Source organism: Aestuariivirga sp. (assembly GCF_041738905.1).
In the GTDB taxonomy this organism is placed as follows: domain Bacteria; phylum Pseudomonadota; class Alphaproteobacteria; order Rhizobiales; family Aestuariivirgaceae; genus Aestuariivirga.
Genome location: NZ_JBGSOZ010000120.1, coordinates 1 through 10,101 on the forward strand (window position 1 = coordinate 1; position 10,101 = coordinate 10,101).

Here is a 10,101-nt window from a genome sequence, read left to right on the forward strand (position 1 = left end):
GGCGCGGGCTTCCTCCAGCGTGGTGACGGGAAGCCCGGTGAGGGCGGTTGCCTCGCTCTCGTTGGGGATCACGTAGTCGCAGAGGCCGTAGATATCGTCCGGCACGGAGGCTGCGGGCGCCGGGTTGAACACGGTGATGACGCCCGCGGCCCTGGCGATCTCAAGGCCTTTCCGCGCGGCCTCGATCGATTGCTCAAGCTGCGTCACGAACACCTGCGCGCCCTCGATCACCGCGCGCTGGGCCTCGACATCGCCAGCGCTGATGCCGCCGCCCGCGCCCGGCACCACGATGATGGCGTTCTCGCCCGTCTCGTCCGACACGAAGATATAGGCGGCACCCGTGGGCTCCTTGTCCGAGATCGCCACGCGCGGCGCGATGTCCTCGGCCTTCCATGTCGCCAGCGCGATGTCGCCGAAGGCGTCACGGCCAAGCCGCGAGATGAAGCTCACCTTCGCGCCCGCCCGCGCCGCGGCCACCGACTGGTTCGAGCCCTTGCCGCCCGGTCCCATCTTGAAACCGGAGCCCATCAGCGTCTCGCCCAGCACCGGCTGGCGGTTGGCCCGGAACGCGAGGTCGGCCACGTAGACGCCGAGGATGGCGATGCCCTGGTTCATGGGAAATCAGCCCTTCGGCGGGATCACGCCCTTCTTGAGGATGAAGCAGCCGTAGAAGCGGGTCTCGCCCGTGACGATCACGGCATAGGCTTCCTTGGCCTTTTCATAGAAGGCGAAGCGCTCGATCGAGCCCATGGGCCAGGACTTGCCCTCGGCCTTGTCGATCACCTTCTGCACTTCCGCCTGAACGGGCGGAATGTCAGCCGGGTTGGCGCCCACTTCCATACGCTCGGCCGGCTTGTCGACGAAACTGTCGAGCGGCATGACTGAGAGAATCGCCTCGATGGCTTCGGCCGCCGTCAGATTGTCCATCCGTAGCAGGTTGCCCGTCACCGTGTGCCGCGCCACCGAATCAGCGGGAAAATTGGTGTCGCAGATGACGAGGTCGTCGCCATGGCCCATGGCGCGCAGGCACTGGATCACATCCGCATTGAGGCGGTTGTCGAAATTCCGAAGCATCTTGAAGTCCTCCCAAACTCGGGGAGGGAAGCTAGAGAGTAGCGGCGCCACCTGTCAACAACGCTATAGCACGAAGTCAGCTTCGGTGAGCACATATGAACCTTTGAGGCCGACGGAAAAATCAGCGATCCCATCGCCATCGACATCGCCATAGACGATGGTGCTGCTCGCCGTTCTCACAAATCGCAGGTCTCCGGCAGAATCGAAGGCGGATCTTGCGATGAAGGTGAAGGTATCGTTGACACTGCCGCCGGGTGTGAAAGCATCGATTGCTGACAAGTCTATCTTGTCGCTTCCCTGTTTGAAGTCGAGAATCATATCGCGCATTCCGTTGTATGCGCTGTCTTCGGGTGCCAGGAAAACAAACACATCATCGCCTGATCCACCGGTCAATCGGTCAGTGCCAAGACCGCCCGTCAAGATGTCGAAGCCAGCACCACCCAGGAGAACATCAGCGCCCTCCCAGCCATTTGCGTGATCGTTTCCGCTTCCGCAATCAATTGAGTTGCCGGCTTCATTCCCATCCAACACATCGTCACGGCCACTGCCGATGATATTCTCGAAATCACGAATCTGGTCGCCTTGGGCATCGCCGCCGGACAAAGGGGCCAATTCATGGATGTCAACCTGGACGCCTTGTCGCGATCCTTCGTAACTTATCGTGTCAATTCCAATTCCGCCTTCCAAGCGGTCGCCGCCTTGCCCGCCAACGATCGTGTCATTGCCAGCGTCGCCAAACAACTGGTCGTAGCCGGCTCCGCCGGAGAGAAAGTCATCGCCGTCGTTACCCCAGGCCGCATCATCCTGTTTGCCAGCCAGCACGCGGTCGATTTCATCATCACCAGTGAAGACGAGTTTCTCGATGCCAGTCACTGTCATTCCATTGCCGATGTCCGCTCCCAGCCCGCCAGAACGGATGTCGATCGTAATCGCAGGTGTCGTTCCAGTTGCCGGCGTTTCTAGAAACATGGCCAGAATATCCAGTCCCGATCCACCGTCGATGGCATCTGCCCCCTCGTCATGGAAGATGCGGATGTAGTCATTGCCGCTTCCGCCATCGATCGCGTCGGCGCCCATGCCTCCTTCGAGAAAATCATCGCCGTCGAAACCATGCAGAATGTCTGCACCTGCATCGCCGCGCACCACATCGTCCAATGCGGTGCCCGTGACTTGATCGTTTCCTGAACCTCCCCAGAAGAACAGACTTTCAATGTTCGTAACCGTCGTATTCTTGCCGAAAACCGCGTTCCCAGTGCTGAGATCGATGATGAACGCAGCAGACAAATTCATGACGTTCATGGACAGTTTGTCGATTCCGTCGCCGCCATCAATCGTGTCGTTGCGGCCGTGCGTGTAAATCGTGTCATTGCCTGCGCCGCCATTGATCGTGTCGATGCCATCAGCAGATGCGGCGGGTCCATAGCCGAACAAGATGTCATTGCCCGAGCCACCATTGAGAATGTTCGTTCCCAGTCCACCCCAGAGCGAATCTGCCCGCGACGTTCCAGTGATCATGTCATCGGCGACACCTCCCACCAGGCTGACATGGGACCCTTTCCAGCTTGAGAACGTCCAACCCGACGCGTCAAAGACGTTCTGATCGAGATTGACGACGATACCGACAGCCGAGATGGAATTGCCAATCAGGCCGACGCTTTGATTGATGTTGAGATCATCAAATTGCGAAGCTGCGAAAGTGGCTATCCTGCCGCTGCTGAGATTGGCAAAGCTTATGAAGGTGACGACTGGCGAAAATGTCTGACCGGTGTAGTTGGTCGTGGAATTCACAAACAAGGTGGTCATTTCGTCGAGTTTCTCCAACCAATGGTGCCAACTTCAGATTTTCGTGATAGCACCATTTGATGTTTGGGCAAGAGCGACGAAGGCTGAAGCTTCAATACCCCTCGGGCTTGCCCGGCACCTTCACCAGCGCCTCGCCTTCCAGCACCAGCGTCTCGCCCACCATGCAGCGGCAGGCGAGTTTTACGCGGCGGCCCTTTTCCGTCATCTCGACGACCTCGACGGACGCTTCTACGTGGTCGCCGATCCGTACCGGCGCGCGGAAATTCAGGGTCTGCGACAGGTAGACGGCGCCGGGGCCGGGGAGCCTCGTGCCGATCACCGCGGAAATCAGGCTCGCGGTATAGAGCCCATGCGCGATGCGGCCGCCGAAGGGCGTGCGGGCGGCGAAATGCTCCGAGAGGTGGATGGGGTTGCGGTCGCCCGAGATCTCGGCAAAGCCCACGACGTCGGAGGATTTGACCTCCTTCACATAGGTCTCGGTCATGCCGAGGGTGAGGTCCTCGAAATAGAGCGTCTGGGTGGGCGGCAGCACATTGGTCATGGGGTGGTGATCATGGCGTGGTTCCTCGCCCCGTATGTATGCCGTAGAGATTGAGGAGATGCACCAGCGCCAAAAGTCCAATGAAGGCGAAGGCCAGCAACACGGGTGTCGTCGGGAACAGCCTTGGGTTGAGGTTTGTGCGCGGGCGTCTTTCCAGCCAGACCATCAGCCCCACGATTGAGAGGCTTCCGAGGAAGACGGTAGCGGTGAGCCAGAGTTCGGTGGAGTTGAGGTCGGGCGGCATGGTACAGCGGGGGCGGCTCTGGTTGACATCAACAATCGGCCCCGCTATCTAACCCCCATCGTTCAATAGGCGGGTCCGGAGCTTTCGTTCCATCTGCCTGAAAAGTCAGGTGAAGTCCATGAAAGTCCGCAACTCTCTCAAGGCCCTGCTGAAGCGCCACCGCGACAACAAGCTGGTGCGCCGCCATGGCCGCGTCTACATCATCAACAAGACCAATCCGCGCTACAAGGCGCGCCAGGGCTGAATTCAGCCCTTTTGACGTGATTGTGAACGCCGTGAACGGGATGCCGCTCACGGCGCTCTTTTTGTTGCCATGAAGACGGGTGTATGATCCCGCTCATGCGCGGATCATCCCTCCTTTTCCTTGCCCTTCTGGTTTCGGCCAGCCCCTCCCTCGCCGAGAGTGAGGCCGAGGCGCCTGCGGAGACCGTCGAGGTCAAGCCCCGCAAGCCATCGGAAGTCCGGGCCGAGCAGCTCGACATCCTGCTGGCCCGCCTGCACAAGTCCGAGGGCAGCGGCCGCGAACCGCTCGAGGCCAAGATCTGGGCGCTGTGGTCATCCTCCGATTCTCCTACTGCCGAAGTGCTCCTCCAGCAGGCGCAGAAGGCGATGGAGGCGGGCGCCCCCGCCGAATCGATGTCGATCCTCGACCGGCTGGTCGGCGCGCACCCTGATTTCGCCGAGGCCTGGAACAAGCGGGCGACGCTCTACTACCTGATGAAGCGCGACGACGCCTCGCTGGCCGACATCGACAAGGTGCTCGACCTCGAACCCCGCCACTTCGGCGCGCTCGCGGGCAAGGGCATGATCCTGCAACGCCAGAAGAAATACTCCGCCGCCCGCGAAGCCTACGAAGACGCGCTCGCCATCAACCCCGGCATCCAACAGGTGAAGTCCGCGCTGAAGGAACTCGACCGGCTGGAGCAAGGGATTTAGGCCAGGCGCCGCCTGACGCATGAATGAACGAAAACCGGGGGCCTTTCGGCCCCCGGTTGGTTTGGTGAAGTCCGTTCTTCCGGCGTCAGAGGATGAAGTCGCCCACGGCGAGGCTGGTTTGTCCGGTGACATAGATCGCGAAGTCGACAACGGCGTCGCCATTCACGTCGCCGCGCACCACGCAGTCGGTTCCGACCGCTACGACACGAAGCTCACCCGCTGCTCCACTGAAGGTCCCGTTGCCGATGAAGGTAAAGGCCTGGTCGCCATCGACTGCCGTATCGGCGTCGATGCCGGAGAGGTCGATCAAGTCGATACCGGTCTCGAAGTCGGTGATCGTATCGCGGCCGCCGCCACCGACGCTGTCGGCGATGTCGTTGTAGTCGAATACATCGCTGCCATCGCCGCCCGACAGGGTATCGGCGCCAGGTCCGCCGCGGAGTACGTCGTTGCCCGCACCGCCTTCCAGGTAGTCGTCGCCACGGTTGCCAGCCAGCACGTCGTCGCCGTCACCGCCTTCCAGAATGTCGTCACCGCCACGGCCTAGAAGCACGTCATCGCCACCCCAGCCCGTAAGAAGGTCGGCACATGCGCTGCCCTCAAGCACGTCATCAACGACGGGTGGCGGCGCCACTTCCGAGGCCCCGATCGACTCGTGTACGGTGTAGATGACCGCACGAGCATCTTCCACCGCTTGCGCCCAGTCATTGATGCCGGCGCTGGTCGCGGCAAATGTCTCGAAACTCAATCCATCGGCGGAGAGCGTCAGGTACTCGTCTACCCAGTTCGCTCCGCTGCCAACGTCATTGAGGCCGTCGCCGTTGTTGTCGGAACCCCAGACCGCATCCAGAACAGTGCGCTGGACAGCTTCCAGGTCGGACGGATCGCCGTCCATGTCCTGGTACCACTTGATCCAGACATTGCCGTAGGTCGCGGCGCGATCGTAGTTGAAGCTCTCGGCGCCGCCGTCAATGAAGCTGAAGTAATCGATCTGCGGCGTACCGCCCACATCGGTCACTTCGTTTACGCCCATGAACGTATGCGCGGTGATCACACCGTCCATGTCGACTGGCACGAACTTTGAAAACACGCCGGCGAGCAGGCCCGTCGGCTTCCAGCCGGAGGACAGCAGATCGACGAGTTCCACCGGCAGGCTGGCCGCCGCATTGGCCTGGGCCTCGGTCCAGCTCATAGCACCACCGGCAGTCATGATCAGATGATAGAGCGCGAGGTTCTCGCGCGGCGAGTCGATCAGCACGCCATCGACGGCGATCCGGCCATCCACTGACGTGGTAATGGTGGTACCGTTCTCGATCTTGGCGAGCGCTTCTTCCAGCGCGGCCTCCATCACGGAGTCTGGCGACCGTATGATGTTGGCCCGCTCGAGATTGATCTCCTGCACGAAGGGTAGCAGGTCGGCTGGCACCTCGTAGTCCCCCTCGGGGCTCGCGACGAGGTGGATCGGGAATATCTCGCCGGTCTCCGCGTTGAAGCCGATCGGTATCACCTGACCGTTTTCATCGAGTATCGGCTCACCATTGCCTCCGCCATCCGATGGGTCGAGGTCGCGCAACAGAACCCAGAGATCACCATACAGATCGCCAGAGCCGCCAGCCTCAGAAACCAAAGTGTCAACCATGTTTACCTCCTGTTGCAAGTTCATGCTCGTATTTACAGGATACTCAGATGCGAGGCGGGTGCATTGACATGTATCAACGCGTATGCATTGCGATGCTTACTTAGCGCGTCAGCTTTTTCAAACTATCTGCCAATGCCCGAACAATATTTTCGTCTTGCTGTGTGTTGTGCGGTTCAAGAATTTTCGGAAACCGCATCAAACACTCTGGCTGCCGCGACCGAAGGAATATCGACCATGAGAATGCGATGGAACGCAAACCGGGGGCCTTTCGGCCCCCGGAACTTGTCGTGCAGTCTGTTCTTCCGATCTCAGAGAATGAAGTCGGTCACGGCGAGGCTGGTGTGTCCGGTGACATAGATCGCGATGTCCGCGATGGCATCGCCATTAATATCGCCGCGCACCACGCAGTCGGTTCCGACCGCTACGACACGAAGCTCGCCCGCTGCTCCGCTGAAGGTCCCGTTGCCGATGAAGGTGAAGGCCTGATCGCCATCGACCGACGTGTCGGCGTCGATCCCCGAGAGGTCGATCAGATCGATACCGACCTCGAAGTCGAGGATCGTGTCGCGTCCACCGCCACCAACGCTGTCTGAAATGGCGTTGTAGTCGAAGACGTCAGCATCGGCACCGCCCGTCAGCAGGTCGGCACCTACGTCGCCGGCCAGCAGGTCAGAGGCGGTTCCGCCGAGCAGGTTGTCATTGCCGGCGCCGCCCGAAAGCGTGTCGTTCTGACTGTCGCCCGAGAGGCGGTCGTCGCCGTCTCCGCCAAACAGGGAGTCACGCCCCGTCTGCCCGATCAGGTTGTCGTTGCCGCCGAGGCCCTGGATATTGTCGTCGCCGGCAAGACCCACGATCTTGTTGTCAAACTCGTCACCGATCAGGACGTCATCGCCGTCCGTGCCGATGATCAGCGCCGAGGCGACCGCACCATACTGCTGGGTGAGGACCTGGAAGCTGGTCAGATCGAGTTCTTCGGTGATGCCGTTCAGCGTGGCGATCAGGTAGCCATCGAGATAGATCTCGAGGTTTCCGTTCACCACAGCCTGCGTCATAGTCTCGGCGATGTTGAGGTTGTTCACATCGAGGCCGAGAAGGCCGATCAGATCGACGCCAACCTCGAAGTCGGTGACGACGTTCGCATCAAGCCAGACGTTCTCGGTCGTGCCGTAGGACAGGACGAAGAGGTCTTCGCCGCCGAGGCCGGTGAAAGTATTGCCGCCCACGCCGACGAGAACATCATCGCCGGCGGTGCCGTCGATGGCCGCACCTTCGGCATTGATGGTGGCTTCCTCATACGACATGACGAGCGTCGCATCGTAGAGTGTTGCCGGCTTCTGGTCGCCCTTGACGTAGAAGGCGACGTCGAAGTTGTCGGTGTAGTTCATGCCATTGATCGACACGGTGCCTGCGGCATTGAGCCAGCCCATGCTAGTGGTGAGCGGAGATATGGTGGCCCAGTCCTTCAGGTTTATGACGGTCTGGGTTTCCGCGCCCACATCGTACTTCACCTGGTCCTGCGTAGGAGGCGGTTGCAGGCTCGGATCGACCGGGATGGTCACAGAGGGAAGGTCCTGGCCGTACTTGTCGGATTTCAGGCGCCAACGCGGGCCGACTTCGTAGTCTGTACCATCAGGATTCAGGACCGGTTCGAAAGGTTCGCGGTCCATGGTCTGATACCAGGCGTTGGTGAAGCCCTGCAGCATGTCCGTCGACAATGCGCCGGTTCCAAACAACGCAGAGTTCACTGCTTCTGCGGCGAGGGCCGGATCCTTGAGAACCGTTCCTGCGGGATAGAAGGTACCATCACCCGCATAGTAGTCATCCGTCGACACCCACTTGCCGTCAGGAAGGATTTCGTAGGTCGGAAGCGTGCCGGTGGCCGCCTCGTTCTCGTAATCTTCCGGCCTGATCTGGTCGTTGGGGTTGTTCGTGATGGTGTGACGTACCACCAGTTCAGCCTGCGACACGATGTAGAGCGGCTGAAGGCCTGTCGCATCGCTCGTGTCCGCCTTCCATTCATCCGGCAGCGCGATTTCGGCTTCGATACGGATGTCGTTGGGCTTCTTGATGGCATTGCCCCAGCGGTAGAGCACCTTGCCGTCATCCTTGACCGAAACCGAGTAGTCATCGCCAACGGCAATGTTTTCGGTGATGGTCGTTTCGTTCGGTGCGAGCACGTCCTTGATATCGGCGACGTCGTCACCATTCACGTCACCGGCATCGGCGATGGCTTCCGCGAGATCCCAGCCGTCATAGGTGCCGCCTACGATGGTCAATGTATCGTCGAGCGGATAGAGCGCATCCGGATCGCCCGAATAGTCCTGATCGGAGAGAAGCGCCTGCATGACGCTGTAGTGCTCCGTCGAGGCCTTGATCGATTCGCCGCCCATGCCGACCAGCCATGTGCCCAAGCGGGCGGGCGTCAGGAACACATCGGTGGGCGAGTCGGAAACGACGAGGCCAGTCTGTTCGCCGAACTCATTCTTGAGATCGCCAGCCCAGCCTTCCTCGTATTCCGGGTTGCCGTCAAAAGTCTTTTCGACCGCGCCGATAAAGTCCGTGACGATGTAACCGAACTCGCTGTTGATCGGATAAAGATCGACACCTTCCTTCGTCACCTTCGGATCGGCCGTAAAGTCGATGACAGGCGTTTCGCCTGGCAGCACGTCGCCCTGCGTCAGGCCGCCGAATGTGCCAGTAATGTCGTTGGTGCTGAAGACGTGAGTTGCCGTGTAGGTCGGTGTCGTGTTCAGCGGCAGGTCCACGTCCTGCGTGCCATCGGGTTCCGGTGCCAGGGGCAAGTTGATGTCAGACATAAGCAGTTCTCCCAATTCAATACAGGTTTGGCCGCGCGTTCGGGCCGTTTTGCCGAGCGATGGACGAAAGGCACAGATTCCCATTCGGTCCAGCCATGTCCTGACCGAACCATTCCAATTCAAGCCAGAGAGCCTGAAATGCCTTTCCCCGATGTTCTCGCTTTTTACGTCCGGACTTCAAAAGCTCCGGAGCGATCAACCCTCGGTCTGCATCACGCCAATGACCAAAAGCTGATGCTTGCTTATATATTCGAATCTTCTAATGCGTCTTTGACATGCATCAAATGTCATCTGCAACCGCGCCAGTCCGTCTGCGTATTCCGGTGGGAAATGCAACCATGCATAAGCCGCATTTTGACGGACTTACTTGAATGTTCAGATTGGTAAAAACACAATTACAAATTGGACAGCGCTGGCGCCGCGTCTTTCCGTCCAGCAGCGAAAATTCCAAGCAGGCCGTGGCGCCCGGCTTCGCAAGGACACATGCACCGGCGATTCCTGATCTGGAGTCCCACAAACAGACCGACTGGTCAGCTCCCCGCCACGCCGTTCTTGCCCACATACGCAATCCGCAGCATGTTGGTGGCGCCCGGCGTGCCCAGCGGCAGGCCTGCGGTGATGATGATGCGCTGGCCGGCTTCGGCGAAGCCTTCGTCGAAGGCGATTCGGGTGGCCCTCGTCACCATGTCGTCGAGGTCGCGGGCATCGTCGCTCAACACGCAGTGCAGTCCCCACACAAGGGCGAGGCGGCGGGCGGTGGACGGGATGGGGGTCAGCGCGATGACGGGCGTGTCGGGCCGCTCGCGCGACATGCGCACGCCTGTGGAGCCTGAGCCCGTATAGCAGACGATGGCCGACAGCTTCAGCGTTTCCGAGATGGAGCGCGCGGCATTCGAGATGGCATCCGCACTGGTCGCCTGCGGCTCGGTGCGCTGCGCGGTGATGATGCCACGATAGAGCGTGTCGCGCTCGACGGCCTGGGCGATGCGGTCCATGGTGGCCACGGCCTTGTCGGGCCAGGCGCCGGTGGCGCTCTCGGCCGAGAGCA

General features: G+C 60.4%; 10 protein-coding genes. 2 read left to right on the forward strand and 8 right to left on the reverse strand.

Annotated elements, in window-relative coordinates:
- From ACEW8Q_RS10920 to ACEW8Q_RS10940, 5 genes are all read right to left on the reverse strand, one after another.
- On the reverse strand, positions 1-615 hold a 615-nt coding region (locus tag ACEW8Q_RS10920), incomplete at its 3' end, for a ribokinase (RefSeq protein WP_373504089.1).
- A 6-nt stretch (positions 616-621) separates the two neighbouring features.
- Positions 622-1,074: an RbsD/FucU family protein gene (locus ACEW8Q_RS10925; protein ID WP_373504090.1), complete on the reverse strand. Its 453-nt coding sequence runs from the start codon at positions 1,072-1,074 to the stop codon at positions 622-624.
- Between the two features lie 63 nt (positions 1,075-1,137).
- Complete coding sequence (locus tag ACEW8Q_RS10930) at positions 1,138-2,877, reverse strand: calcium-binding protein (RefSeq protein ID WP_373504091.1); 1,740 nt, start codon at positions 2,875-2,877, stop codon at positions 1,138-1,140.
- A gap of 91 nt (positions 2,878-2,968) precedes the next feature.
- A complete protein-coding gene (locus ACEW8Q_RS10935; protein ID WP_373504092.1) occupies positions 2,969-3,418 on the reverse strand; it encodes a MaoC family dehydratase in 450 nt (149 codons plus the stop codon).
- A gap of 10 nt (positions 3,419-3,428) precedes the next feature.
- Positions 3,429-3,662, reverse strand: coding sequence for a hypothetical protein (locus ACEW8Q_RS10940; RefSeq protein ID WP_373504093.1), 234 nt, complete (start codon positions 3,660-3,662; stop codon positions 3,429-3,431).
- A gap of 118 nt (positions 3,663-3,780) precedes the next feature.
- Between ACEW8Q_RS10940 and ykgO the strand changes: the two genes are divergently transcribed.
- Together ykgO and ACEW8Q_RS10950 are read left to right on the forward strand one after the other, a co-directional pair.
- Positions 3,781-3,906: a type B 50S ribosomal protein L36 gene (gene ykgO / locus ACEW8Q_RS10945; protein ID WP_373504094.1), complete on the forward strand. Its 126-nt coding sequence runs from the start codon at positions 3,781-3,783 to the stop codon at positions 3,904-3,906.
- 95 nt (positions 3,907-4,001) lie between these two features.
- A complete protein-coding gene (locus ACEW8Q_RS10950) occupies positions 4,002-4,598 on the forward strand; it encodes a tetratricopeptide repeat protein (RefSeq protein WP_373504095.1) in 597 nt (198 codons plus the stop codon).
- Between the two features lie 85 nt (positions 4,599-4,683).
- Here the strand turns inward: ACEW8Q_RS10950 and ACEW8Q_RS10955 are convergent, their stop codons facing one another.
- From ACEW8Q_RS10955 to ACEW8Q_RS10965, 3 genes are all read right to left on the reverse strand, one after another.
- Positions 4,684-6,237 carry a calcium-binding protein gene (locus ACEW8Q_RS10955; protein ID WP_373504096.1) on the reverse strand — a complete coding sequence of 518 codons (1,554 nt, stop codon included), beginning with the start codon at positions 6,235-6,237 and terminating at the stop codon, positions 4,684-4,686.
- Positions 6,238-6,545: 308 nt separating this feature from the next.
- Positions 6,546-9,053, reverse strand: a complete 2,508-nt coding sequence (locus ACEW8Q_RS10960) for a calcium-binding protein (RefSeq protein ID WP_373504097.1) — start codon at positions 9,051-9,053, stop codon at positions 6,546-6,548.
- A 530-nt stretch (positions 9,054-9,583) separates the two neighbouring features.
- Positions 9,584-10,101 (reverse strand): pyruvate kinase alpha/beta domain-containing protein (locus tag ACEW8Q_RS10965; protein ID WP_373504098.1); only part of this gene is annotated, 518 nt, incomplete at its 5' end.